This window comes from Albidovulum sp., assembly GCF_008933605.1.
GTDB lineage: Bacteria > Pseudomonadota > Alphaproteobacteria > Rhodobacterales > Rhodobacteraceae > Albidovulum.
In genome coordinates this window covers 20,151-44,350 of record NZ_WBUS01000001.1, presented here as the reverse complement: position 1 = coordinate 44,350, position 24,200 = coordinate 20,151, and the positions used below count along the sequence as shown (strand labels likewise).

Here is a 24,200-nt window from a genome sequence, read left to right as displayed (position 1 = left end):
AAACCCATGGAAAATCCGAAGGATTGGACGCAGGCCACCGGGGCCGTTGCACCCCGGCCCACGGCCGAGGTGCGGGGGGCGTCGCTCCATGCCGGCTGGCTCGGCCCGGATGCGCAGGCCGCGATCGTCGCCGACATCCGCGAGGTCGTGGAGGCGGCCCCGCTCTTCTCGCCGCTCACCCCCTGGGGCAAGCCCATGTCCGTCCGGATGACCTCGGCGGGCAGGTATGGCTGGTATTCGGACCGCAGGGGCTACCGCTACGTCGATCGCCACCCCTCCGGCACGTCATGGCCGCCAATCCCGGACCGGGTCCTGGCGATCTGGCGTGCGATCGTGGACGCCGAGCGAATGCCGGACTGCTGCCTCGTGAACTTCTACCGCGATGGTGCGAGGATGGGCCTGCACCAGGACCGGGACGAGGCCGACTTCCGCTGGCCGGTCCTCTCCATCAGCCTCGGCGACGACGCACGCTTCCGTATCGGCGGGACCGAGCGAAGCGCGCCGACCGAAACCGTCTGGCTGCGGTCAGGCGACGTGCTGGTTCTCGGCGGTGCCGCGCGGCTCGCATACCACGGGGTCGACAGGGTCGGCGCCGGCACCTCGACGCTCCTGCCCAAGGGCGGGCGGATCAACCTCACCCTCCGGGTCGTCGACTAGCGCCCTGCCCCCCAGCTCACCGAGGCATGCTTGCGGGTGTGGTATTCGCCGATGAGCCCGATCGCAAAGAGGACGAGCGTCACGTAGACCGGGTACATCATCGATGAATTGTGCGGGTTGTAATTGATGAACGCGAAGCCGCGCGCCTGGTCGATGATATGGAACAAGGGGTTCCAGTCGAAGACCTTCAACATCGTGTAGCTGAGCGTGTTGGCCACGAACATCTTTCCGGACGCGATCATGTTGGCGCGGCTGTAGACGGTCTGGGCAACACCGGCACCTGCCGGCCACCAGGGCTTCACGGCCAGAACGACCATCCCGGTGGCAAATCCGTTGGCCCAGGCCAGAAGCACCATCCCCATGGCGCCCACCGGATCGTGGATGTGCACCGGCGTCACCGCGATGTGGTAGCCGCCAAGCACGACGATGATCGACAGTACCTGGATGTAAAGCGCCGCGAGCGCCGCCGAACTCATCGCAATGGCGGTGTTCATCGGAGCGTGGAGCATCATCGCCGAGGTCGGGCCCTCGGACCCGGCGACCGCGCCCATCGCCTTCACGTTGGTCATGAAGAGGAAGATGCCGGACATCAGATAGAGGACGAAATCGCCGCGGATCGCCGCCGACCGCATCCCCAAGAGCGTCATCATCGCGTAGAAGACTCCGATGAAGATGAGCGTCTGGAGGACGTTGCTGAGAAGCCCAAGCAATGCGTGACGATGTCCCCGGCGGATCGCGCGGACTGTCGAATGGAAGATGAGGTCAAGGATCGCAAGCGCCGAGTTCAGCCCGGATTTCCGTGTCTCGACTCTGAACATCGCCCGTGCCGTCCGCCGATCCCGCTCGCGCCGCCCGATTTTTCGCAGGCAAACCTTGCCGTTCCTTTACCCCGCGATCATAAGGAGATGCGTTCCGCCGATCAACGCCGCCAGCGGCGCCCGCGCGAGGAGGAGCCTGACTTGGACTTCGACCATCTGACCCACGTGATGCGCCGTCTCGCCCTCGACGCCGGCGAGAGGATCATGCAGATCTACGACGCGCCCGATTTCGAGGTGCGCGCGAAGTCGGACGCGAGCCCGGTCACCGAAGCTGACGAGGCGGCGGATGCGTTGATCTCGGAGGGCCTCGCCGAAGCGTTTCCGCAGATCCCGCTCGTGACCGAGGAACAGGCGGCCACGCACGCGCAAGCGGTCACCACCTTCCTGATCGTGGATCCCCTCGATGGCACCAAGGAATTCGTCCAGCGGCGCGGAGACTTCACCGTCAATATCGCCTATGTCGAGGACGGCGTTCCGCTGCGCGGCGTCGTGTTTGCCCCCGCCAAGGGACGGCTCTTCTATACGCTCCCCGACGGCCGCTCTGTGGAGGAGGACGGGCCCTTCGACAAGGACGCCCCGGGCGTGCAGCGTCCGGTCGGCGTCTCGGTGCCCGACAACCGCGCGCTGATGGTCGTCGCGTCGAAATCGCACCGCGACCAGGCAACGGACGACTACATCGCACGCTACGCCGTGCGCGACATGACGAGCGCGGGATCGAGCCTGAAGTTCTGTCTCGTGGCCACGGGCGAGGCCGACCTCTATCCGCGTCTCGGCCGGACGATGGAATGGGACACTGCCGCCGGTGACGCGGTCCTGCGCGGAGCAGGCGGCGAAGTGGTGCGGTTTGACGACCATGTCACCCTCACCTACGGCAAGGCTGGGTTTGAAAACCCCTTCTTCATCGCCTATGCTCCGGGCGTACTTCTGGTGAAATAGTGTCTGTTCTTGTCGTCGTTCCCGCCCGCTATGCCTCTACCCGCTACCCGGGAAAACCGCTCGTCGCGCTTCGCGGCGCGGATGGGCAGGCGCGCAGCCTGATCCGGCGAAGCTGGGAGGCCGCAACGGCCGTGACTGGCGTGGACCGCGTTGTCGTCGCGACGGACGACGACCGTATCAGGACCGAGGCCGAAGGCTTCGGGGCGGAGGTCGTCATGACGTCGACCACCTGCCGTAACGGAACCGAGCGCTGCGCAGAGGCGCACGTGGCGGTCGGCGGCCACTACGAGATCGTCGTGAACCTGCAGGGCGATGCGCCCTTGACCCCGCACTGGTTCGTGGAGGAGCTTGTCGCCGCCCTTCGTGCCGACCCGCAGGCCGAGATCGCGACGCCGGTCCTGCGCTGTGACGGGCATGCGCTGAACGGGCTGCTTGCGGACCGCCGCGCCGGCCGTGTTGGCGGCACGACCGCCGTCTTCGGTGCCGGCCGGCACGCGCTCTACTTCTCCAAGGAGGTCATCCCCTACACCGGTATGAGCTATGCCGATGACGCGGACACCCCCGTGTTCCACCATGTCGGGGTCTACGCCTACCGCCCTGCGGCGCTTGCCGCCTATCCGGGCTGGGACATTGGGCCGCTCGAGACGCTCGAGGGGCTCGAACAGCTCCGGTTCCTCGAACAGGGCCGCCCGGTTCTCTGCGTCGAGGTCGCCGCCCGCGGCCGGCAGTTCTGGGAGTTGAACAACCCGGAGGACGTGCCGCGAATCGAGGCCATGCTCGCCGCGATGGGAATGAACTGACGGGAAACCCGCCGGCGCTCTCTGTCCCGCTTTCGCCTCGGCGGCGACTTTAGGGAGATTCGCGCTCAGATTACGGTCTGTTCCGGTAATCCAGACTACAATGTGGTGCGAGTTAGGCATACCGTTGCCGAAGCGATTCAAATTTCGGCGTTTTCCCCCCTGTTCAAACATTAATTCGTCTTATGTTTGTGCTAGGCGAGGGCCGCCACCTAGGATGTGGCATCAGGTCGGGTTACACGGTCGCATGACGACCGAAACGGATGGTGAGATCATGAAGCGCAAGGTGACGAAGGCCATTTTCCCGGTGGCAGGACTGGGGACGCGCTTTCTGCCTGCAACAAAGTCGATCCCGAAAGAGATCATGACGCTCGTCGACCGTCCGCTCATCCAGTACGCGATCGACGAGGCCCGTGCGGCCGGCATTAAGGAATTCATCTTCGTGACCTCGCGCGGCAAGTCTGCGCTGGAGGACTATTTCGACGCCGCCCCCGTGGTGGAAGCCGAGCTTCGCCGCAAGGGCAAGAAGGACCTCCTCGAGCTCCTCAAGATGACCAACATGGAATCGGGCGCGATCGCCTATATCCGCCAGCAGAAGGCGCTCGGCCTCGGCCACGCCGTCTGGTGCGCGCGCCGGCTCATCGCGGACGAGCCCTTCGCCGTGATCCTGCCCGACGACGTGATCGCCGCAGAAAAGCCCTGCCTGCAGCAGATGATGGAGGCCTACGCCGAGACGGGCGGCAACATGGTGGCAGCCATGGAAGTGCCGGCCGAAAAGGCTTCGTCCTACGGTGTCCTCGACATCCGCGAAGACATGGGTGCGCTGGTTGCCGTCAGCGGCATGATCGAAAAGCCCAAGCCCCACGAGGCGCCGTCGAATCTCGCCGTGATCGGGCGCTACATCCTGACGCCGAAGATCATGGACAACCTCAACAGGAAGAAGTCCGGTGCCGCGGGCGAGATCCAGCTGACCGACGCCATCGCGGCCGAGATCGCCGCAGCCAACAACGTCTATGGCTTCCGCTTCCGTGGCCAGCGGTTCGACTGCGGATCGAAGGCCGGCTTCCTTCAGGCGACCGTCGCCTTCGGGCTCGCCCGCGACGATCTTCACGATGAGTTTGCGGCCTTCCTGCACGAGATGGTTTCGGTCCGCAAAGCAGCCGAATAGCGCAAGATGACCGACCGCACCGTTCTCGTCACCGGGGGGGCGGGTTACATCGGCTCGCACGCGTGCAAGGCGCTGAAAGCTGCGGGCTACCTTCCCGTGACGTTCGACAATCTTTCCACCGGATGGCGCGATGCGGTGCGGTTCGGGCCCTTCGAGCATGGCGATCTCGCCGATCCGGCAAGACTTGCCGAGGTCTTTGCACAATGGCAGCCGGCAGCGGTGATGCACTTCGCCGCGATCAGCCTCGTGGGCGACGCCATGCGCGATCCGGGCATCTACTGGCGCGTGAACGTGACCGGCGCGCTGAACCTTATCGAGGCCGCGCTGGCCGCCGGCTGCCGGGATTTCGTCTTCTCGTCAACCTGCGCCACCTACGGCGACCGGGATGGCGTGGTGCTCGACGAGGACACCGCGCAGTCGCCGCTCAATGCCTATGGCAAGTCGAAAATGGCGATCGAGCAGATGCTCGGCGATTTCTCCGCCAGCCATGGGCTCAACTCCGTCATCTTCCGTTACTTCAACGTCGCCGGGGCCGACCCCGAGGGCGAGGTCGGTGAATTCCACCGGCCGGAAACGCACCTGATCCCGCTGATGCTCGACGCGATCGACGGCAAGCGGCCGGCACTGACGGTCTTCGGCACGGATTATCCCACCAGGGACGGGACCTGCGTGCGCGATTATGTGCATGTCGCCGATCTCGTCGATGCCCATGTCGCGGGCCTGCGGTGGCTGGAATCCGGGCGCGGGAACCGCGTCTTCTGCCTTGGCACCGGCACGGGCTTCACCGTCCGCGAGGTGATCGCGCAATCGCGGATCGTGACCAACCGCGAAGTGCCCGTCGTATGGGGCGACCGTCGTCCCGGCGACGCGGTATCTCTCGTCTGCGGCAGCGAACGTGCGCGGAGCGAGCTCGGCTGGAAGCCCGGGCGCTCCACCCTGGCGACGATGATTGCCGACGCATGGCGCTGGCACCAGACGGGCCGCTACGAGGCTTGAACCGCCGCGGCGAGGGGCGTGCCCATGGCGCGAAAAGTGTCAATCCTGCGCCCCGGGTTGCGGTTTTCGAACGCGGGGAAGGCCGCAACATCAAGAACCTTGACCGCGGGCCAGTTCCTGTGCCTCTAGGCTGTGTTAGGATCGTGATGATGGCCTGTCCGGCGACCCGGACAGGGAGTGCGAAAGGACCGTATGCGCCTTTGGGAACGCTACCGGCTGAGACTTCGGCGCAAGCGGCTTCGGTTTCGTGCATTCCGCAAGCGGCGTGAACTGACGCCCGCCGCCGACCGCACTGCCACAATCGGTCGGGACGCGATCCTTCTGGTCACCGTCCTGCGCAACGAGCGGGTTCGTCTGCCCTTCTTCCTGCGCTACTACCGCAATCTCGGGATCAGCCACTTCCTCGTGGTCGACAACGGGTCGGACGACGGATCGCGCGAGCATCTGGCCGCGGAGGCTGACGTGTCGCTCTGGACGACGCGGGCAAGCTATCGCGGGTCGCGCTATGGCGCGGACTGGATGAACTGGCTCCTGATGCGCCACGGGCGCGGCCACTGGATCCTTGCCGTCGACGTGGACGAGTTCTTCATCTATCCCTTCTGCGACACCCGGCCGATCCGCGCCCTGACCGACTGGCTCGATATCTCGACCCGGCGCAGCTTCCCGGCAATGGTCGTGGACATGTATCCCAAAGGCCCCATCGACGCCGAGCCCTATCGTGAAGGCGCGAACCCGTTCGAGGTCGCGAACTGGTTCGACAGCGGCAACTACATGATCTCGCGCAACCCGACCTTCGGCAACCTGTGGATCCAGGGCGGGCCCCGGGCGCGGACCATGTTCGCCGACCGCCCGCGCGAGGCGCCTTCCCTGAACAAGATACCGCTGGTGAAATGGCACTGGTCCTACTGCTTCGTCAGCTCGACCCACATGCTCCTGCCGCGGGGATTGAATCTCGTCTACGACGAATGGGGCGGTGAGCGGGCATCGGGATGCCTGCTTCACGCCAAGTTCCTGTCGCCCTTCACCGCCAAGGTCGCGGAGGAACTGGAGCGGCGCGAGCATTTCGCCCAGAGCCGGGAGTACATCGCCTATGCCGAGACGCTGAAGGACAACGGCGACCTCTGGTGCAAGTGGTCGGAAAAATACATCAACTGGCGGCAACTCGAGATTCTCGGCCTCATGTCAAAGGGGAACTGGGCATGACCGCGCCTCTCGGTTTCGTGATGCTCTGCCATACGGCGCTCAACCGGGCGGCGGAGGTCGCGCGGTTCTGGGCTGCGGCCGGTTGCCCGGTCGTGATCCATGTGGACCGTCGGACCGCGGCGGTGGATTACCGCCGGCTTGTCGAGGACCTGGCCGACATAGATATCATCAGCTTTTCCAGCCGCTATGCCTGCGACTGGGGCACCTGGTCTCTCGTCGCCGCGACGCAGGCGGCCGCAACCCGGCTCCTGGCCGGCCATCCGGACGTCCGCCACGTCTTCCTCGCCTCGGGCGCGTGCCTGCCGCTCCGCCCGGTGGAGGAACTCATCGACTACCTCGATGCGCGACCCCAGACCGACTTCATCGAAAGCGTCACCACCGCCGATGTCACCTGGACCGTCGGCGGCCTGGCCGAGGAACGCTTCACGCTTCGCTTCCCCTTTTCGTGGCGCAAGCAACGCCGGCTTTTCGACCTCTACGTACGCGCGCAACGCCGCATCGGGTTCCGCCGCTCGGTCCCGAAGGGCCTTGTGCCCCATCTCGGCAGCCAGTGGTGGTGCCTGACCCGCAGGACCCTGTCCGCCATCCTCGAGGACCCCGACAGGGCCGAGCACGACGCCTATTTCCGCCGCGTCTGGATCCCCGACGAAAGCTATTTCCAGACCCTTGCAAGGCTCTACTCCACCCGGATCGAGAGCCGGTCGCTTACGCTGGCGAAGTTCGACGTGCAGGGCAAGCCCCACACGTTCTACGACGACCACCTCCAGCTTCTGCGCCGGTCTGACTGCTTCGTCGCCCGCAAGGCCTGGCCGCAGGCGGATCGGCTCTACCGCACCTTCCTCGCCCCGCAGGCTCCGGGCGGGCCCCGGGCCGAACCCAATCCCGGCAAGATCGACCGGCTCTTCGCCAAGGCGGTCGAGCGGAGGACGCGCGGACGCGCGGGCCTCTACATGCAAAGCCGGTTTCCGGTGCAGAACCACGAGAACGGCAAGACCGGCGCGCCCTATTCCGTGTTCCACGGCTTTTCCGATCTTTTCGAGAATTTCGACATCTGGCTGTCGAAGTCCGTCGGCGGCCGCGTCCATGGCCATCTCTTCGCCCCCGGAAGGGCCGAGTTCGCCGGCGGCGAGACGGTGTTCAACGGCGCGCTATCCGACAGCGCGGCGCTCAGGGACTACAATCCGAAGGCTTTCCTGACCAACCTCATCTGGAATACCCGCGGCGAACGTCAGTGCTTTCAATTCAGCCCGCGCGACAACCAGGACTGCAACTGGTTCATGGCCACCGACTCCAACGCCCAGATATCGGTCGTCTCCGGCACCTGGGCGGTGCCGCTGTCGCGTGCCAACCGGAATTTCTCAGACATCCGGAGGGAAGCAGCGCGGCTGCAACGCATCGAGACGGAGCACCTGAAGATCCTGCGCACCATGTACGTAAAGGCGCGCGTCCGCATCTGGACGATGGCGGAGTTCATCGAGAACCCGATGGAACCGCTGCAGGCCATCCTGGACGAGATCAGCCCGCGCTCCGTGCGACCCGTGACCGAGGCGCCGAAGCTCGTGGACCTCACGGGTTTCGGTCAGTTCCTGCAGAACCTCAAGAACCAGGGGATGATGCCGACCCTGATGGGCGATTTCGCCATGACGGATGAGCCGCAGCCGCCGGCCCGCGACCGTGGTCGGCCCTACCTCGTGCGCTAGGAGGCCGGCGCGTGGACCGTCGCTTCGACAGCTTCGTGATCTTCGCCGAGATGCGCACCGGGTCGAACCTTCTGGAGGCGACGCTGGCGCAGGTTCCGGGCATCGCCTGCCATGGCGAGATCTTCAACCCCGACCACCTCGGCGGCCCGGCCGTGGCAGAGGTGCTCGGCGTGACGATGGCCGACCGCATCGCCAATCCGTCCGTACTGCTGGACCGGGTGCGGACCGCGCCCGGGCTGAACGGCTTCCGGTTCTTCTTCGACCACGAGCCCCGGGTTCTCGACGCGATCCTGACCGATCCGCGCTGCGCCAAGATCGTGCTGACCCGCAACCCGGTCGATTGCTACATCAGCCTCAAGATCGCCTATAACACCAAGCGCTGGCGGCTGACCGACGTGATCGACAGGATCGTCTGGAAGCCGCCCTTCAAGCCCGCGGAGTTCGAGGCCTTCCTCGCCGAACGACAGGCGTTCCAGGTCCGGCTCCTCAACGCGCTTCAGGTCAGCGGGCAGACGGCCTTCTATCTCGACTACGAGGATTCCCTGCGGGTCGATGTGGTGAACGGCCTGCTGGCCCACCTCGGGCTCGACGACCGGGTGGAAGCGATCTCGGCCGACCTTGTCCGCCAGAACCCCGAGGAGATGGCCGACAAGGTGCGCAACTTCCCCGAGATGGAGGACGCGCTGGCGCGGATCGACTGGGCGAGCCTTGCCCGCACCCCGAATTTCGAGCCACGCCGGGCCCCCGGCATTCCGCGCGCGGTGGCGGCGAAGGGGGCGCCCCTGATCTACCTGCCGCTGCCGCCCTTCCGCGACGCGCATGTACGCGCCTGGCTTGCCGCACTCGGCACCGGCTGGCTGGAGGAGGGCTTCACCCAGAAGACGCTGCGCCAGTGGAAACGGGGCGCGACCGGTCACCGCAGCTTCACCGTCCTGCGGCATCCGCTGCTGCGGGTGCACGACGCCTTCGCGGCGGTGCTGATGACGGAGGAGCACGCAGACCTGCGCCGTCGGCTGAGGGCGCACTACGCCGTTCCGATCCCGGCCGACGGCGGGGCGGACGGCATGACGCCCGCGGAGTGGCGGGCCGCCTTCGCGGCTTTCCTCGGCTTCGTGAAGGTCAACCTCGCCGGCCAGACCGGGCTCCGGCAGGAGGCGATCTGGGGCACCCAGTGGTCGCTCGTCGCCGGGCTCGCCGGGTTCGTCGCGCCCGACCTCCTGGTGCGCGAGGACCGCCTTGCGGAGGACCTGGGCTACCTCGCCGACACCGTCGGCATCGCGGCCCTGCCACCGCCTGCCGCACCCGCCGACCCTGCGCCGGTGCCGCTCGATGCGATCCACGACCGCGACCTAGATGCCCTCGTGCGGGACATCTACCGACGGGATTTCTTGAGCTTCGGCTTTGGCGCCTGGAAGGCGCCGAAGCGCGTCAGGCGGCCTGACTCGACCGCGCCTCGGTAAGCACGGCGTGCAGCGCCGCCGGGTCGGTGTTCGCCCTGAGCTTCGCGCAGGTTCCCGGGTCGCGCAGGGTCCTCGACACCAGCGCCAGCGCCTTAAGGTGGTCGACGCCGGAATCCTTGGGCGCGAAGAGCGCAAAGACCAGGTCCACCGGCTGCCGGTCCACCGCGTCGAAGTCGAGCGGCTTTTCCAGCCGCAGGAACACGCCCGCGACATGGTCGAGACCATGCATCCGGGCGTGCGGCAGCGCGACCCCGTGTCCGACACCGGTCGGCCCAAGGCTTTCGCGTTCCTGCAGCGCGTCGATCGTCTCGGTCGCATTCAGCCCGTAGACGGAATGCGCGATCTCGGCAAGATCCTGGAAAAGCCTCTTCTTGCTGGTGGCATGTCCGAGCACCCGGACAGCCGCCGGCTTGAGCAGAGTTGTGAGGTCCATATCGCTACTTTTTCCCGCGCCGGTCGTCCCGGCGTCCTAGCTGCTGGCCGACGGATCGATCCAGCCCACGTTCCCATCGTCCCGGCGGTGAACCACGTTCACACCGCCGTTCTTCTCGTTGCGAAAGACGAGCAGGGGCGCGCCGGCAAGCTCCATCTGCATCACCGCCTCACCGACCGAGAGCGAGGGAATCTTCGTCTCCATCTCGGCAATGATGATCGGCTGCAGGCTCTCGGGCTCCGATTCCTCAGGTCCTTCGTTCGCGGCGAGCACATACATGGGTGCCCCCGCGAATTCAACTGGTTCGCTGCGTTCGCGGTGATGGTCCTTCAGCCGCCGCTTGTAGCGGCGTAACTGCTTGTCCATCTTTTCGCGGCAGGCTTCGAAGGCCGCATAGATCTCCGTCGCCCCGCCCTTCGCCGAGGCGGTAAGGCCGGTGGACAGATGCACCGTCGCTTCGCAAAGGAATTCGTAGGCGTTGCGGGAAAAGACGACGGTGGCGTCGGTGGGACGCTGCGAATACTTCTCGACCGTCTGCCCGAGCTCGGCCTTGACATGAGTCTGCAAGGCGTCGCCCACATCGATCTGCCGGCCACTGATCTTGTAACGCATGACACCTCCATAGGTTGAAAGCCGGCTTCAGCCCTTGCGCCGCACGTGGCGGCTCGCCTCTGGGTCCGGCTGCGGGGATTGCTCTCGGGCCCGAAATCGCAAGGCGGAAAGGACCCTCAGGTGGCCCTCCGGCGCTTTCGCCCGAACGATGACGGTATGCGCATGCATTTGCGGTATTTGGCGACAGTTCGGCGCGCGATGTCAACGCCCTCCTTGTTGAGCTGGGCGCAAAGGCCTTCGTCGGCAAGGGGGGCGTCCGCAGATTCCTGATCAATCATCTCGCGGATGCGGCGCTGCACATCGAACGGCGACACTGCACCCGCCCGCCCGGCCAGCGCCCGCGAGAAGAAGAGCGAGAGCGGGTGGACCTTGGTGCCGCAAAGAAGCGCCTTGGCGGCGATTGCGCGGCCGAAGGTCGAGGGATGCATGGCAAGCGATGCGGCCGCCTCGGCCCGCGTGACGGGGTGGATCGTCTCCTGCCCGCCGAGGAAGAAGGCGGACTGGACCTCGGCGATGTGCCGCCCGATCATCAGGAGCGTGTCACGCCGGGCGGTCACGGCAGCGGCCATCCGCCGGGCGCGTTCGTGAAACGACCGCAGCGTTTCGCCGTCGAGCGACCCCCGTGCCACCGGCATCACCGAAACCGCGGGCAGCGCGCCCGGCAGGAGCGAGACCGTGATCCCGCCGTGGGGCCCGACCTCCACCGCCAGCTCGGGGATGAGGACGTCCACCCAGGCGTCTTCCTCGTGTACCGGGGCGGAGCCGAAGCTGCGTAGCAGCAGGGCGATCCGTTCCAGGGCCGGCTGCGGCTGGCCAAGGTCGCGGGCAAGCCGCGCCCATCTGCCCTCGGCGAAATCGTCGAGCCTCCGCGTGGCCGCATGGGCGAGTGTCCGGTCGATGCCGGCATCGACGAGCTTCAGTTCCAGGCATTCGGCCAGGTCGCGCGCACCGACACCCGCCGGTTCGCAGGCCTGCAGCGCCCGCAACCCCGCCTCCAGAACGCCAAGCGGCGCGCCGGTACCGGCGACAAGTTCCGAAAGCGACACGTCGAGATAGCCGTCCTCGCGCAGTTCAGTGACCAGATAGTTGGCCGCGGCCGCCGTGGCCGGATCGAGCCGCTGCATGGCGATCTGCCGGCTCAGGCTTTCGCCAAGGCTCTCGTGCGCGGCGGTGACGCTCAGCGCATAGTCATAAGCGCTGCCGCTGCCGCCGCTGCCGGCCTCGACCACCAGGAAGGGGTTTTCCTCGGCCTCCCGCGTGATCGCCTCGGCTGCGGCCTGCGTCGGCATCCTGAGAAGCGCAAGCGATTGCCGCATCCCCGCGGACAGTGAGATCCCCTGGCGCTGGACGAGTCCGAGACCGGATTTCGGCGCCACCGCCCGTCCCCTCAGAGGATGCGGAAGTTCTGGCCGAGATAGACCCGCCGCACGTTCTCGTCGCGCACGACCTCCTCGGCCGTCCCGCTCATCAGAACGACGCCGTCGTGCAGGATATAGGCGCGATCCACGATCTCCAGCGTCTCGCGGACATTGTGATCGGTGATCAGAACGCCGATTCCTCGCGTCTTGAGATCGTGGACAAGCGTGCGGATATCCCCGACGGAGATCGGGTCCACCCCCGCGAAGGGCTCGTCGAGCAGGAGGTACTTCGGGTTAGCCGCCAGACAGCGCGCAATCTCCACCCGGCGCCGCTCGCCGCCGGAGAGCGCCAGGGCCGGCGCGCGGCGCAGGTGCGTGATCGAGAAGTCGGACAGCAGTTCCTCGAGCCGCTCGCGCCGCTTGTGCACATCCGGCTCGGTGATCTCCAGCACGGCGAGGATGTTGTCCTCGGCGGAAAGCCCGCGGAAGATGGATACCTCTTGCGGCAGGTAGCCGATGCCGAGACGTGCACGGCGGTACATCGGCAGGCCCGTCACGTCGCGCCCGTCGATCAGAACCTGGCCCGCGTCCGGCGCGATGAGGCCGGCGATGTTGTAGAAACAGGTGGTCTTGCCCGAGCCGTTCGGCCCGAGGAGCGCCACCACCTCGCCCCGCGCGAGTTCCAGCGAGACGTCGCGGATCACCGGCCGGCGCCGATAGCTCTTGCGCAGGTGCAGGACCTTCAGGCCCGCGCCGCCCTCGGCCACCGTCAGTCCATGCGCGCGTGCCATCAGTTGCCCCCGGGCTGGAGGATGGTCTTCACGCGACCTTCCATCTTGCCGGTGCCGCTGGTCAGATCGACCACGAGCTTCTCGCCGGCGATGGTGTTGGCGCCCTGCGTCAGAAGCACGTCGCCTGTCATCTCCACGGCGCCCGACTCGATGGTATAGACCGCGTCGGCCGCCGCGGCCGCATCCATGCCGCTGACGAGCGTCACCTCGCCGCTGGCATGAAGCCGCTCGATGCGGCTCCGCTCGGCATTGCCGTAGATGACCTCCACGCGGTCCGCCGAAAGCCGCATCTCGCCCTGGATCACCAGCACGTTGCCGCTGAAGATCGCAGTCCCGTCGGTCTGGTTGACGCTGAGGACATCTGCCGTCACCTCGACGGGCAGCGACGTATCGGCCTTGAGTCCGCCGAAGGCGACCTCGGCTCCCTGCGCGCGGGCGAGCCCGGGCGCGGCCATGGCCACAACCAGCGCGACACCGAGGGCAGGGAGGGAAAGGGTCATCACGGGTCCTTCTTCGCAGGCTCATATACCAGCTTCACGCCGCCGGTGAAAACCATCACGTAGCCCGGGACTTCGGCATCCTCATGGCGGATATCCAACTGTCCGGCGTCAATCGTTCCGTAGGGCGCCAGGACGCGCACCGATCCTTCCGAATGAAGCTCTGTCTGGTCCAGGGCACTGTCAAGCCGCATCGCGGTCACGTGATAGCCCGTCGAGGTCGCGATCTTCACGGCGCCGGCAAGGACCAGCCGCCCGGCAGCATCGTCGAGCGACCCTTCGTCGGCGGAGAGCGTGATCACCATTCCGTCCGGCGTTTCATAGCGCGCGGTGATCGTGTCGGCGACTGCGGCACCTCCCTCGCTCGCCGGCCTCGCCACGGCGGCGCGGACCGTCACGGCGGCGCCGTCCTCGGTCACACCGGCATATTCCGGGGCCGCTAGGCGCTGGTTGCGGGCGAGGTCCTCCACATCCACCTCGGCGTAGGGAAGGGCGGCCTCGGTGTCGATCCGGCGCGAGAAGAGAAAGAGCGTGGAGAGGAGCGCCAGCGCGACCAGCGGCAGGATGATCTTCAGCCAGAAGACCACCCGCGAGTGGATGTTGTCGCGCACCCTCGCGCCCTCAGACGACGCCTGCGCGCAGGCAGTCGTGGATGTTAAGGATACCGGCCGCGCGACCGTCGCCGGCGGGTTCGACGACGAAGAGGCAGGTGATCTTGCGGTCCCGCATGACCGCGACGGCGCTTTCGGCGACCTGGTCGGGCGCGATGGTGCGCGGACCCTTCGTCATCACCTCGCCCGCCGTCCGGTCGAGAAGGCCCGCCAGATGGCGGCGCAGGTCGCCGTCGGTGACGATGCCGACCAGCCGGCCCGCCGCGTCGGTGACACCCACCACGCCGAAGCCCTTGCGGCTCATCTCGACCAGCGCCTCACCCATCGGCGTTCCCTCGACCACCAGCGGCAGCGCCTCGCCCCCGTGCATGAGATCGGCGACCTTGAGGAGCTTCGCCCCGAGCTTGCCGCCCGGATGGAAGGTGCGGAAATGGTCCGGCGTGAAGTGGCGGTGTTCCATCAGCGCCACGGCCAGCGCATCGCCCAGCGCCAGCGTCATCGTGGTGGAGGTGGTCGGGACTATGCCGATCCCGCAGGCTTCCTCCGCCTCCGGCAGCAGGATCGCCACGTCCGATTGCCTGAGCAGCGTCGACTCCGCCCGGCTGGCCACGCCGATCAGCGGGATGGCGAAGCGGCGGGTATGGGCGAGGATGTCCGAAAGCTCGGGCGTCTCGCCCGAGTTGGACAGCACCAGGGCCACGTCCGCCTCGGTCACCATGCCGAGGTCGCCGTGGCTCGCTTCGGCCGGATGAACGAACTGCGCCGGCGTCCCCGTGGACGCGAGCGTGGCGGCGATCTTGCGGCCGACATGGCCGGACTTGCCCATGCCCGACACGATGACGCGGCCCTTGGCCTTCAGGATGACTTCGACCGCCTCGGCAAAGCTCGGGCCGAGCGTTTCGGAAAGTGCCGCGAGGCCACGCGCCTCTGTGGCGATGACGCGGCGCGCGGTGGCGAGGAGGGTCGCGCGATCCGGCATGGTCAATGGGTAAAGATGTCGGCCGTGTCGCCCCACCCCATGAGGTCGAGCTCGGCGCGCGCGGGCAGGAAGTCGAAGCAGGCCTGCGCGAGGCCCGTGCGTCCCTCGCGCTCCAGCCGGGCGTCCAGTTCGGCCTTGAGCCGGTGAAGGTAGAGCACGTCGGAGGCGGCGTAGTCGAGCTGCGCCTCGGTCAACGCCTCGGCGCCCCAGTCGGAAGTCTGTTGCTGCTTCGAGACATCGACGCCCAGGAGTTCCTGCAGGAGGTACTTGAGGCCGTGCCGGTCGGTGAAGGTGCGCACCATCTTCGAGGCGATCTTGGTGCAGTAGACCGGGGCCGTGGTCACACCGAACGCAGCCCTGAGCGCAGCGATGTCGAAGCGGCCGAAGTGGAAGAGCTTCAGGACCTGCGGGTCCGCCAGCATCCGCGTCAGGTTGGGCGCCTTCGCCTGACCTCTGGCAATCTGCACAAGGTGCGCATCCCCGTCGCCCGCGGAAAGCTGCACGACGCAGAGCCGGTCGCGCCGCGGATCGAGTCCCATCGTCTCCGTGTCGATTGCGACAACGGAGCCGAGATCGAGCCCCTCGGGCAGGTCGTGCTGGTGAAGATGTATCGTCATGGGGCCTCTGCGGGGCGGGCGGGCAGCTGCCCGCGCGGGTTTCCTGCTAGTTAGGCCAATTGCCGCCCGGGCTCAATGCCGACGCCGGAACGGCGACGACCGGCGGCGCAAAGGCGCAACGGCCGCCCGGGTCATCGGACGGCCGTCGGCACCTTGCCACCACGCTCTGATTCAACATTCCTGGTCTCGGGGCCCCCCAGCCCGCGCGACTTTCGCGGACTTGCCCCCAATCGCCCACCCGAGACGATTGGGGGTCAGTCCGGAAACAAATGCTATCCGCTGGAAATACTTTACGTAGAATTCTTAACAATGACCACCACTTACACGTGTAGAGAACCATAACGGACGGCGATTCTGGAACTTGTCTTTTTCGGCTAGTCCCTCGGTGGGTTTTGGCAACGAAGCGGGTGTTTTCGGCCAGATTGTTGCGGCAGAGGCATCTGTGGGCCGGACCCTGTAACGACAAGGGCCGCCGCATCACTCGGGATGCCGGCGGCCCTGTGGTGCCCAGGAGAGGCAGGGCACCGAAAATGCACCGAATTTCATTAGGTTTCATAGGGTTTCAAGTCCCCAAGAAAACAAGCATCTTCATGTTTCATATGATGTTTTTGTGTTTCAAAAGGTTTCATAAGAGCGTATCGTAAAAGGTGGATAGAAGGGTGGATTGAGAAGCGATATGCGAACCAAGAACAGGCTGACGGCAAAGGGTATCGCGGCGGCAGCGCCCGGCAAGTATTGCGACGGCGGCGGGTTGTGGTTTGTGAAGCGTCCTGACGGCGGCGGTCAGTGGGTTCTGCGATTCACCATTCACGGGCGACGGAGGGAAATGGGTCTTGGTCCTTACCCCGGCGTCTCACTGGCGGACGCGCGGCGGAAGGCAGAGGAGGCCAACGCTAAGGGCCGCGAAAACGTTGACCCGATCAAAGACCGGGAACGCCAGAGGAAGGAGGCCGTTCGAAACCTGCACCTGTTCGAGGATGTTGCCCGCGATGCATTCGAAAGCCGCAAGGCCGAACTGAAACGGGATGGCAAAGCGAGGCGGTGGTTCAGCCCTCTTGAGCTTCATGTGCTGCCGAAGCTGGGTAAAACGCCAGTTTCTGAAATCGACCAGATGGATATTCGCGACACCCTCGCCCCGATCTGGCACACGAAGGCGGAGACAGCCCGCAAGGCGATGGACCGCATCGGCATCTGCTTGAAGCACGCCGCTGCGTTGAACCTGAATGTGAACCTCGACGCGACAGACAAGGCGAAGGCTTTGCTGGGCAAGCGGCGTCACAAGGCGCAGCACATCCCCGCCATGTCGTGGCAAGAGGTTCCAGACTTTTATCAGAGCTTGAACGATGGAAGCATATCGCACTTGGCGCTTCGCCTGTTGATCTTGACCGGGATGAGGTCCGAGCCGATCCGGTTCATCAGAGAAGACCAGATCAGCGGCGATGTGTGGACCATTCCAGAAGACGGGGTGAAGGGAAGGTTGGATACAACACGCGAGTTTCGCGTGCCGCTCTCGCCGGAAGCCCTTCGCGTCATCGAACAGGCCCGAGCATTTGAGCGGAACGGCTACCTTTTTCCGAGTTCGGGGAAGAAATCAGCCGTTATTTCCGACAATACAATGCGGAAGGTGATGAAGTCGCGCGGCCTTGACGCCGTGCCGCACGGTTTTCGGAGCAGCCTGCGTGTCTGGCTGGCGGATTGCACTGACGCCCCGCATCAGGTGGCGGAGACTATCATCGCCCATTCGATTGGAAGCGCAGTCGTGAAGGCTTACCTGCGAACCGACTTCTTGGAACAGCGCCGTGCCCTGACGAACCGTTGGGCCGATTTCGTCACCGGGAAGTCCTCGGGCGAGGTCGTCAAGCTGGTCGTCGGGCAGTGATGGCAAAGATCAAGCAGAGAGAGACAGAGGGGTTTTTCAAACCCGGACCCGACCCGAGGGCGGAGGAATTGGTCTGGGACCGCGCACGGCTGTTCATGTCGCAGTATTTTCCAGACTGGTGGGGGCCTGTGGCGGAGGTTTACTACGAAGTTGCGTTTACTTTGGACCATGTGACCACAGAAGATGGGTCTGAAGTTCGTCGTTACAGGCTTGTGCCGCAATTCGTTCCCGAAATGGCCTCTGCGGCGGCGCACGACACGGATGTTTTCGATTTGGTCATGGACATCTGCGCCTCATCCGTTCGCCTAGAAGGCTCGGTGCCCCGAGGATTTCGGAACCTTGTATCGGGCGTGCTTGATGGAACGGTTAAGCGGCCCAAGCGAAAATCCAAGGCAGCCACCAAGAGTTGGAAACGCAATTTCATGCTTTTCCATCTCACGCACGAACTGGTTGACGAGTTCGGCCTGAACCCGACCTTCGGCATTCCGACGGATGCGGACGCCCCAGCAAGGCAAGACCTAAGGTGGAGCGCATCCGCGCTCATTGAGAAGGTTTTCAAACAGGCGGGCATTCCTGCCGTCGATGAACGGGGCGTAACGCTCGAACAGAACACCGCGATGAATGTATGGCACAAGCGCAGTTTCGTCGCGGCGATGCAGAAAGCCCGCGCCGAGCGCAGCCAATGGTTTCACCGTCTGTGCAACGAGGTGCAAAGCGGGGCCGACGGCGAAGCATTGCACCCATTCCTAAAGGAATAGCGCCAATGCTGGCCGCAGCATGTGGCGGCATCAAATGACATCTCAACGCGAATCAAGAGGTCGCAGGAAATGTCACTTTCTATCATCCCTGAAACGCAGCCTGCCATCTTGGCAGTCCAGAAGCTGCCGAACGAAGGCGGAAAATACCCGGTTGAAAAGCTGATCAGCACCAAGGAGGTCTGCTTCCTCTACGGCGTCAGCCACTCCACGATCTGGCGCTGGGTCAAGGGGGGTTTGATGCCCAGCCCGCTTCGGATCGGGCGGCGCACCTACTGGGTTGGTTCCATGCTTCAAGCCCACCTTGCCGACCTGAAGGCCCGCCATGCGTGATCAGGGGCGCTTAGAATATCGGGTGTCCGATCAAGACGGACAGTCTTTCATTATTTCCCTGCGCCACGGTCGGGAACGTGACACGCTGGATGCCCTGATCCGGGGCGGTGCAACGGGTTGCACGTTCTACGATGACCCCGCGCCGCGCTGGGCAGGCAACATTTTCAAGCTGCGCTGCCGTGGCCTGATCATCAAGACCGAGCGGGAGAAGCACGGCGGGGCCTATCCCGGCACCCATGCCCGCTACGTCCTGCTGTCGAAGGTGGAGAAGGTCGCAGGGGGTTCTTTCTGATGACTGGCACGCCCCGTCCCGCCCCGAATCTCCGCCCCGTGCAACGGGGTGCAAAATCCACCTCTGCCAAGCAATGGAAGCGCGAGGTGGGCCTTGCCCATGCCGCGCGCACCAAGTTGGCCAACGGGCTGCGTGAAAAGCAGGCGCGCGGGGAGCGGGTGCAGCCTTACATCAGACAGTATCTTTCCGCCGCTGCCGCGCGCTTCTGCGGGGCGCTGGCGGCATTGCGCGGTGAACCGGACCGACAGACCGCCGAAGCCCTTGCCGCCACTGTAAACCCTTGGCGCGAGGGCTACCGGCCCATCCGGTGGCACAAGCACTCTAAGAAAAGCGGCGGCTATCGCCCGATCTGTGCGCTGCCGCCCGACTTGAAAGCCGTGCACTACGTGATTGCCGGGGCGCTCAAGGCGGCGTTTGTGCCGAACAACCATATTTACGGGGTGACGGGTCGGGGCCGCGATGAAGCCGCCCGCCGTCTCAAGGAAGCCCAGAACGCGGGGCAGACCTATCTTGCGAAGCTCGACATCGTGGACTGCTTCCAGAGCATCAACCCCGACAGCCTTTATCAACTGCCACTGCCAAAGGAGGTGATCCGCCGCGCGCTCGATACGCGCAACATGACGTTTGAAGAATGGGAACCCCAGAAAGGGACGACGGCCAATCGACGCCTCTCTGGTATTCCTATGCACTCTCACAGTGAAAGCGGGCCACGGGGCCTGCTGCAAGGCTCGCCAGCTTCCAATCTCATCCTCGCATGGCTGTTGAACGACATGTCCATGCCCGAGGGTGCGATGGTTCTGATCTGCACCGACAACATCGCCGTTGCCGCCGCAGACCCTACCACAAGGCAAGCGGTGATTGAATCCTTGGTCGCGTATTTCCAGCGCGATTGCCCCGCAGGCCCGCTGAACCTGTGCCCCGCCGTTTATGCGGGGCCGGGAACGGAACCTCTGGACTTTCTGTCCTACGCCTTTGACCCTGACAGCCCTGAAATCAGCGTTGCCGAAGCTGCCCTGTCCAAGCTGGAAAAGCGGCTGGCCGATCTGGAAGACGACGACACGCTGGGCGACCTGACCTTCGCCTTGGCCATCTGGCAGGCGTTGCGGACCTTTCGCAACGGGTTCAGCGCGGCGGGGGACGTGGACGCCCACCTTGACCGCTGTGCCGAATTGACAGGCTTCTGGCTCGACGGCAGGCAGAACGCTTTCCTGTCCGACCTGCACGCCCATGTCTTCGATCCGCCAACCACGACCGAAGGCGCGGTGATAGCCCGCCTGTTGCAAGGGTTTCGCTTGCACCAAGGCCCTAGCTGCTCCTAAAAAGCGCACTGCGCTGCATACGCAAGCGGCGCTGGATCAAGTCGCCAAGCCAAAACCGTGTGGCACCTGCGTCCTACTGCAACGCTTCGGCGATGGAATGCTCGACCAACTTGTTGCCCTCGAAGAAGCAGTAGATGTCATACTTCAGTTCGAGGTTCAGCGCGTTCTTTGCGGTAAATGTCGAAGTGACCCGCACATTTCCGTTCTTGTGCGCGAAGTATGACAGGTCCACGAAGCGCGAAAAATCAACGGTGGATGGGTGCGTTGCCGCGCTTTTCGCCACTACTTCGCAGGCATCGACAGCAGCGGTTTGTGAAAGGGGAAGGACTGCTTCAAATGTTGTGTCCCCCGAAGCGTCGCCCGGCTTGAACCACACATTGAACACGTCGGTCCCTTCCCCGCACATGACGAAAAATACCGGATCATTTGGCTTACTTCGGTCGGCGGATTTGGAAACTGTGCCGGGGTCGGGGTTGGGGCAGTTTGCGTTCTCACGGGCAATCTTGTTAACGACCGCCACAATCTCCGCCTTAAACTTTGAAGTGCTGTCATCCCAATAAAAGTGGTCCTCGACAAAGACCCGCGCGCCGTCTCCCGAGTGCTCTATCCCCCTTAGGGCCGCATTTGGCACCCAGCCTTTTACAAAGGTCAGCCATTCGGGGGTGACGATCTGAACCTCTGTCCAATCCCCCTTCACGCAAAGGCGGCGAACAGTCGTTGACTTGTCGATCTGGTGATAGTGCGCCTCGCCAAGTATCTTTGAAGCTTTTTCATTCTTGATCCGAGCGGAGCTTTCGTCTGGCTCTACATATAGCGCATATTCCCCGGACACTGCGACGACATCGCCCGGCGAGGCTGTGCCGCCACTGCAAGCATTCGCGGACATTTGCACAGATGTCTCCGCCTCGGTGGAGGCTTGGTCAAGCTCTGGGGAAGCGGTGGGTTCTACGGGCGCGTCGGCAGTCCTATCCTCTTCAACTGCGACTTCGGCAGAGGAAGCCGACCGTGTTGCAGCAACTTCACTTGCCGCTTTGGGCTTTGACTCGGCGTTGAAACCGACAAAAAGCAAAGATGCGATAGATATCGCAAGCGAACCACCCAAGGACCGCAATGCTCGTTTGCGCGTGTGGAATGGCTTGAAGGGATAAAGAACCCCAAGCAACGAGACCCCAGCCCAAAGCAGAGCGGCCATTGAAACAACTGCCAGAAGAACCAACAAAGCAACCTCCCGCGAACACCTCAACCCAGAAGTGCAGCGGCGAAGTGGACAAGGCAAGTCGATTTTCACTGCGCGCCAGACTTGGAGGGCGCGAATGCCACTAGGCTTTGGGGCGTTAGACTTCGTTCCCTCTTCAGGCCTACCTCCTCTCTACGATGGGACACGGGCGCATGTTCCAAGGCAAGGCTTCTGACAAGTTCTGCCTGGGTGAGTCACTGCACGCGGTCTAAGGCGATGCTGGGCGAAAGCCGCCGTCCATACATCCGGGGCTAGGACTCGTAGCTCGGGGCGGGAGGAACGCCTCTATCCACCTTCACGAGCGCCCAAGGGTGGATGGAAAGGTGGATCGAAAAACCAAAAGTCCTGCAACCCATTAGGATTGCAGGACTTTTCTGGTAGTAATGGTGCCCAGAAGAGGACTCGAACCTCCACGCCTTGCGGCACTGGTACCTGAAACCAGCGCGTCTACCAATTCCGCCACCTGGGCAGGTGTCGTGACGGGCGATGTATAGCGGCTGCCGGGGCCTGTCAACGGGGCGCCGCCGGATTGCCCCCGCGCGCATTCGCGCCTTGTTCGCCGTGCCGCGGGGCGCTAATCAGGGCCGGAAATCTGCGGAGGCGCCTGCCCATGTCCAAGCTCGTCACGATCTACGGCGGTTCGGGATTCCTCGGCCGTTACATTGCCCGGCGGCTCGCCAAGGAGGGTTGGCGCATCCGTGTCGCCGTGCGGCGGCCGAACGAGGCGCTGTTCGTGCGCCCCTACGGTGCGGTGGGCCAGGTCGAGCCGGTGCTCTGCAACATCCGCGACGACGCCTCCGTCCGGGCCGCCATGGCCGGTGCCGATGCGGTGGTCAACTGCGTCGGCACCTTCGACAAGGGCGGCCGCAACAATTTCGGGGCCGTGCAGGCGGAAGGCGCCGCGCGGATCGCCCGGATCGCGGCCGAGAGCGGCGTTGCGCGTCTCGTCCATGTTTCGGCCATCGGCGCCGATCCGGAGTCGGACAGCGCCTATGCCCGCACAAAGGCTGCGGGCGCGGCGGCGGTGAAGGCCGCGTTCCGGTCTTCCGTGATCCTGCGCCCGTCAGTGATGTTCGGGCCCGAGGACCAGTTCTTCAACCGCTTCGCCGGCATGACGCGGCTGGGTCCGATCCTCCCCGTCGTCGGCGCAGGCACGAAATTCCAGCCGGTCTATGTGGACGACGTCGCACGCGCTGCGGTCAAGGCCGTGAACGGTGAAGTGCCCGCAGGGACTTACGAGCTCGGCGGTCCGGACGTCGAGACGTTCCGAGGCTTGATGAGCAGGATGCTCCGCATCATCGGGCGGCGTCGGCTCGTGATTAATCTGCCGTTCTGGATCGCGCGGATCATGGCCGCTCTGCTCGACTTCGGTTCCCTTGCGACCGGGCGGCTCCTCGCCAACCGGATGCTGACCGGGGACCAGGTGAAGATGCTCCGCCGCGACAACGTCGTGGCACCGGGAGCGAAGGGATTTGCCGATCTCGGGATCACGCCAACGCCGGCCGAGGCGGTTCTGCCCGACTATCTGTGGCGCTTCCGCCCGTCGGGCCAATACGAGGCGATCAAGGCCTCCGCGAAGAACCTCCGCGGCCACGGCTGATCGCCTGGGTGGGAACGGCGGCCCTGCCGGGCCGGAATTGTTTCTTTTTCAATCGTTTTTCCGGAATCGTTTGACCTCGCCGCCCTCACGGGGGACAGTGTCGGGCGGGAGTGGTTTTGATTGATCGTGGGAAGGGCGTCGAATGACGGCTCGTCTTTTGCTGCATATAGGCTACCACAAGACGGCCACGTCTTGGATGCAGCAACGTCTCTTCGTTCATGAGCACGGCTATCACCAGATCGCCCGCCACCGGGAGGTCTGGGAGAATATCGTCGCTCCGCATGGGCTTCTCTTCGACCCCGAAGCGATGCGCGCGGTCATCGCGGAGGGCATGCGCGCCGTGCCGGCCGGCAAGGTCCCGGTGATCTCGTCCGAAATTCTCTCGGGCCATCCTTTCTTCGGCGGCATGGGCAGCGACGACTTTGCGCGGCGGCTCAAGGCCATCGCTCCAGATGCGAGGATCCTGATCTCCATCCGTTCGCAGATGCGTATCCTGACGTCGGTCTACATGCAGTATCTGCTGCGCGGCGGCACGATGAGCCCCGAACTCTTCTTCGCAGGGGATCCGGAGCTTGGCTTCTACGGGTTCCGGCCGGAGCATTTCGAGTATCACCGTCTGGTGAAGCTCTATCAGGAACTCTTCGGCGCCGAGAACGTCCACGTGATCACGCAGGAGAGCCTAAAGACGGACATGGACGGCGCGACGAGCCGGCTCGCGGAGTTCGCCGGCAACGGATCCTTCGACGGGGTCCTTGCGTCGCACAGGTCGGCCTATGCGCCGAGCTACCCGGAATATGCCGTGCCGCTTCTGCGCCGCATCAACAAGCTGCAAAAGAGCGTGCTCGTTCCGGCGCCCACAATCCGCATCGGAACCACGCCGGACGGGTTCTACCGCGTCTTCGGCTACGTGCTGAGACGGCCGCCGTTCTCGTGGCTGCTGAAGGGATACCACCCCGTCTCAGCCCTTGTGGAAAGGACGTTCCGCGGGCGGTTCGATGACAGCAACCGTGAGCTTGCGAAGATCGTGGGGCATTACCTCGACCTGTCGGAATACGGCGGCGGCGTTGCCGTGCCGATGCCCGCGGCCGCGACTTCGGCGGCGAAGCGGCTGGCGGCGGCGCGCTGATCCAACCGGCCTTGTGACTCCGCCTG

General features: G+C 64.7%; 25 protein-coding genes and 1 tRNA gene. 15 read left to right on the top strand and 11 right to left on the bottom strand.

All coding sequences use genetic code 11. The annotated features are described in order from the left end of the window. Positions 1 to 6 precede the first annotated feature (6 nt). A complete protein-coding gene (locus tag F9K34_RS00225; RefSeq protein WP_291334448.1) occupies positions 7 to 657 on the top strand; it encodes an alpha-ketoglutarate-dependent dioxygenase AlkB family protein in 651 nt (216 codons plus the stop codon). Here F9K34_RS00225 and F9K34_RS00220 read toward each other — a convergent pair. Beyond that, positions 654 to 1,475 carry an ABC transporter permease gene (locus F9K34_RS00220; protein WP_291334447.1) on the bottom strand — a complete coding sequence of 274 codons (822 nt, stop codon included), beginning with the start codon at positions 1,473 to 1,475 and terminating at the stop codon, positions 654 to 656. The genes F9K34_RS00225 and F9K34_RS00220 overlap by 4 nt on opposite strands. Before the next feature lie 141 nt (positions 1,476 to 1,616). Between F9K34_RS00220 and cysQ the strand changes: the two genes are divergently transcribed. The 7 genes from cysQ to F9K34_RS00185 all read left to right on the top strand — a co-directional run bounded on the left by cysQ (position 1,617) and on the right by F9K34_RS00185 (position 9,735). After that, complete coding sequence (gene cysQ / locus F9K34_RS00215) at positions 1,617 to 2,411, top strand: 3'(2'),5'-bisphosphate nucleotidase CysQ (protein ID WP_291334446.1); 795 nt, start codon at positions 1,617 to 1,619, stop codon at positions 2,409 to 2,411. Further along, positions 2,411 to 3,211 (top strand): 3-deoxy-manno-octulosonate cytidylyltransferase, encoded by an 801-nt coding sequence (locus F9K34_RS00210; RefSeq protein ID WP_291334445.1) that lies wholly within the window; start codon positions 2,411 to 2,413, stop codon positions 3,209 to 3,211. The genes cysQ and F9K34_RS00210 overlap by 1 nt, the downstream gene beginning before the upstream one ends. Positions 3,212 to 3,482: 271 nt before the next feature. Then, entirely contained in the window at positions 3,483 to 4,376 is an 894-nt protein-coding gene (gene galU, locus F9K34_RS00205; RefSeq protein ID WP_291334486.1) for a UTP--glucose-1-phosphate uridylyltransferase GalU, read from the top strand. A gap of 6 nt (positions 4,377 to 4,382) precedes the next feature. Next, positions 4,383 to 5,372 carry a UDP-glucose 4-epimerase GalE gene (gene galE / locus F9K34_RS00200; protein ID WP_291334444.1) on the top strand — a complete coding sequence of 330 codons (990 nt, stop codon included), beginning with the start codon at positions 4,383 to 4,385 and terminating at the stop codon, positions 5,370 to 5,372. A 192-nt stretch (positions 5,373 to 5,564) separates the two neighbouring features. Continuing rightward, positions 5,565 to 6,575, top strand: coding sequence for a glycosyltransferase family 2 protein (locus F9K34_RS00195; RefSeq protein WP_291334443.1), 1,011 nt, complete (start codon positions 5,565 to 5,567; stop codon positions 6,573 to 6,575). Continuing rightward, positions 6,572 to 8,275: a DUF5927 domain-containing protein gene (locus F9K34_RS00190; protein WP_291334442.1), complete on the top strand. Its 1,704-nt coding sequence runs from the start codon at positions 6,572 to 6,574 to the stop codon at positions 8,273 to 8,275. The genes F9K34_RS00195 and F9K34_RS00190 overlap by 4 nt, the downstream gene beginning before the upstream one ends. Positions 8,276 to 8,286: 11 nt before the next feature. Further along, positions 8,287 to 9,735, top strand: coding sequence for a nodulation protein NodH (locus tag F9K34_RS00185; protein ID WP_291334441.1), 1,449 nt, complete (start codon positions 8,287 to 8,289; stop codon positions 9,733 to 9,735). On the opposite strand, the gene F9K34_RS00180 is transcribed toward F9K34_RS00185, so the two are convergent. From F9K34_RS00180 to F9K34_RS00145, 8 genes are all read right to left on the bottom strand, one after another. Next, positions 9,704 to 10,168, bottom strand: a complete 465-nt coding sequence (locus tag F9K34_RS00180; protein ID WP_291334440.1) for a PTS sugar transporter subunit IIA — start codon at positions 10,166 to 10,168, stop codon at positions 9,704 to 9,706. The two genes, F9K34_RS00185 and F9K34_RS00180, sit on opposite strands and share 32 nt — an antisense overlap. Positions 10,169 to 10,204: 36 nt before the next feature. Beyond that, entirely contained in the window at positions 10,205 to 10,780 is a 576-nt protein-coding gene (hpf, locus tag F9K34_RS00175) for a ribosome hibernation-promoting factor, HPF/YfiA family (protein WP_291334439.1), read from the bottom strand. 116 nt (positions 10,781 to 10,896) lie between these two features. Next, entirely contained in the window at positions 10,897 to 12,156 is a 1,260-nt protein-coding gene (locus F9K34_RS00170) for an RNA polymerase factor sigma-54 (protein WP_291334438.1), read from the bottom strand. A gap of 11 nt (positions 12,157 to 12,167) precedes the next feature. Beyond that, complete coding sequence (gene lptB, locus F9K34_RS00165; RefSeq protein ID WP_291334437.1) at positions 12,168 to 12,929, bottom strand: LPS export ABC transporter ATP-binding protein; 762 nt, start codon at positions 12,927 to 12,929, stop codon at positions 12,168 to 12,170. Then, the gene (gene lptA / locus F9K34_RS00160) at positions 12,929 to 13,429 is read right to left on the bottom strand and encodes a lipopolysaccharide transport periplasmic protein LptA (protein WP_436405697.1); all 501 of its coding nucleotides are present in this window, start codon (positions 13,427 to 13,429) and stop codon (positions 12,929 to 12,931) included. The genes lptB and lptA overlap by 1 nt, the downstream gene beginning before the upstream one ends. Then, positions 13,429 to 14,037 (bottom strand): hypothetical protein, encoded by a 609-nt coding sequence (locus F9K34_RS00155; protein WP_291334436.1) that lies wholly within the window; start codon positions 14,035 to 14,037, stop codon positions 13,429 to 13,431. The genes lptA and F9K34_RS00155 overlap by 1 nt, the downstream gene beginning before the upstream one ends. 10 nt (positions 14,038 to 14,047) lie before the next feature. After that, positions 14,048 to 15,016 carry a KpsF/GutQ family sugar-phosphate isomerase gene (locus tag F9K34_RS00150; protein WP_291334435.1) on the bottom strand — a complete coding sequence of 323 codons (969 nt, stop codon included), beginning with the start codon at positions 15,014 to 15,016 and terminating at the stop codon, positions 14,048 to 14,050. A 2-nt stretch (positions 15,017 to 15,018) separates the two neighbouring features. Further along, on the bottom strand, positions 15,019 to 15,633 hold the full coding sequence (locus tag F9K34_RS00145) for a ribonuclease D (RefSeq protein WP_291334434.1): 615 nt from the start codon (positions 15,631 to 15,633) through the stop codon (positions 15,019 to 15,021). A gap of 676 nt (positions 15,634 to 16,309) precedes the next feature. Here F9K34_RS00145 and F9K34_RS00140 point away from each other — a divergent pair. From F9K34_RS00140 to F9K34_RS00120, 5 genes are all read left to right on the top strand, one after another. Next, positions 16,310 to 17,512, top strand: coding sequence for a tyrosine-type recombinase/integrase (locus F9K34_RS00140; protein ID WP_291334433.1), 1,203 nt, complete (start codon positions 16,310 to 16,312; stop codon positions 17,510 to 17,512). Then, positions 17,512 to 18,270 carry a hypothetical protein gene (locus F9K34_RS00135; protein WP_291334432.1) on the top strand — a complete coding sequence of 253 codons (759 nt, stop codon included), beginning with the start codon at positions 17,512 to 17,514 and terminating at the stop codon, positions 18,268 to 18,270. Before F9K34_RS00140 ends, F9K34_RS00135 begins: the two co-directional genes overlap by 1 nt. Positions 18,271 to 18,378: 108 nt before the next feature. After that, positions 18,379 to 18,600 carry a helix-turn-helix transcriptional regulator gene (locus tag F9K34_RS00130; RefSeq protein WP_291334431.1) on the top strand — a complete coding sequence of 74 codons (222 nt, stop codon included), beginning with the start codon at positions 18,379 to 18,381 and terminating at the stop codon, positions 18,598 to 18,600. Then, positions 18,593 to 18,892 (top strand): winged helix domain-containing protein, encoded by a 300-nt coding sequence (locus F9K34_RS00125; RefSeq protein ID WP_291334430.1) that lies wholly within the window; start codon positions 18,593 to 18,595, stop codon positions 18,890 to 18,892. The genes F9K34_RS00130 and F9K34_RS00125 overlap by 8 nt, the downstream gene beginning before the upstream one ends. Beyond that, positions 18,892 to 20,211, top strand: coding sequence for a reverse transcriptase domain-containing protein (locus F9K34_RS00120; protein ID WP_291334429.1), 1,320 nt, complete (start codon positions 18,892 to 18,894; stop codon positions 20,209 to 20,211). The genes F9K34_RS00125 and F9K34_RS00120 overlap by 1 nt, the downstream gene beginning before the upstream one ends. Positions 20,212 to 20,284: 73 nt before the next feature. Here the strand turns inward: F9K34_RS00120 and F9K34_RS00115 are convergent, their stop codons facing one another. Then, entirely contained in the window at positions 20,285 to 21,430 is a 1,146-nt protein-coding gene (locus F9K34_RS00115; RefSeq protein ID WP_291334428.1) for a hypothetical protein, read from the bottom strand. 402 nt (positions 21,431 to 21,832) lie between these two features. Further along, a tRNA-Leu gene (locus F9K34_RS00110) sits at positions 21,833 to 21,917 on the bottom strand. Positions 21,918 to 22,058: 141 nt separating this feature from the next. Between F9K34_RS00110 and F9K34_RS00105 the strand changes: the two genes are divergently transcribed. Beyond that, positions 22,059 to 23,048, top strand: a complete 990-nt coding sequence (locus F9K34_RS00105; RefSeq protein ID WP_291334427.1) for a complex I NDUFA9 subunit family protein — start codon at positions 22,059 to 22,061, stop codon at positions 23,046 to 23,048. Positions 23,049 to 23,190: 142 nt separating this feature from the next. After that, positions 23,191 to 24,174 carry a hypothetical protein gene (locus tag F9K34_RS00100; RefSeq protein WP_291334426.1) on the top strand — a complete coding sequence of 328 codons (984 nt, stop codon included), beginning with the start codon at positions 23,191 to 23,193 and terminating at the stop codon, positions 24,172 to 24,174. Positions 24,175 to 24,200: the final 26 nt, after the last annotated feature.

Coding starts and splice junctions, on each gene's coding strand:
- hpf (WP_291334439.1), bottom strand. CDS start 10,780: ATGCGTTACAAGATCAGTGGCCGGCAGATCGATGTGGGCGACGCCTTG.
- F9K34_RS00190 (WP_291334442.1), top strand. CDS start 6,572: ATGACCGCGCCTCTCGGTTTCGTGATGCTCTGCCATACGGCGCTCAAC.
- F9K34_RS00140 (WP_291334433.1), top strand. CDS start 16,310: ATGCGAACCAAGAACAGGCTGACGGCAAAGGGTATCGCGGCGGCAGCG.
- F9K34_RS00135 (WP_291334432.1), top strand. CDS start 17,512: ATGGCAAAGATCAAGCAGAGAGAGACAGAGGGGTTTTTCAAACCCGGA.
- F9K34_RS00105 (WP_291334427.1), top strand. CDS start 22,059: ATGTCCAAGCTCGTCACGATCTACGGCGGTTCGGGATTCCTCGGCCGT.
- F9K34_RS00180 (WP_291334440.1), bottom strand. CDS start 10,168: ATGGACCTCACAACTCTGCTCAAGCCGGCGGCTGTCCGGGTGCTCGGA.
- galU (WP_291334486.1), top strand. CDS start 3,483: ATGAAGCGCAAGGTGACGAAGGCCATTTTCCCGGTGGCAGGACTGGGG.
- F9K34_RS00125 (WP_291334430.1), top strand. CDS start 18,593: ATGCGTGATCAGGGGCGCTTAGAATATCGGGTGTCCGATCAAGACGGA.
- F9K34_RS00145 (WP_291334434.1), bottom strand. CDS start 15,633: ATGACGATACATCTTCACCAGCACGACCTGCCCGAGGGGCTCGATCTC.
- F9K34_RS00150 (WP_291334435.1), bottom strand. CDS start 15,016: ATGCCGGATCGCGCGACCCTCCTCGCCACCGCGCGCCGCGTCATCGCC.
- F9K34_RS00225 (WP_291334448.1), top strand. CDS start 7: ATGGAAAATCCGAAGGATTGGACGCAGGCCACCGGGGCCGTTGCACCC.
- F9K34_RS00195 (WP_291334443.1), top strand. CDS start 5,565: ATGCGCCTTTGGGAACGCTACCGGCTGAGACTTCGGCGCAAGCGGCTT.
- F9K34_RS00220 (WP_291334447.1), bottom strand. CDS start 1,475: ATGTTCAGAGTCGAGACACGGAAATCCGGGCTGAACTCGGCGCTTGCG.
- galE (WP_291334444.1), top strand. CDS start 4,383: ATGACCGACCGCACCGTTCTCGTCACCGGGGGGGCGGGTTACATCGGC.
- F9K34_RS00100 (WP_291334426.1), top strand. CDS start 23,191: ATGACGGCTCGTCTTTTGCTGCATATAGGCTACCACAAGACGGCCACG.
- lptB (WP_291334437.1), bottom strand. CDS start 12,929: ATGGCACGCGCGCATGGACTGACGGTGGCCGAGGGCGGCGCGGGCCTG.
- lptA (WP_436405697.1), bottom strand. CDS start 13,429: ATGACCCTTTCCCTCCCTGCCCTCGGTGTCGCGCTGGTTGTGGCCATG.
- F9K34_RS00120 (WP_291334429.1), top strand. CDS start 18,892: ATGACTGGCACGCCCCGTCCCGCCCCGAATCTCCGCCCCGTGCAACGG.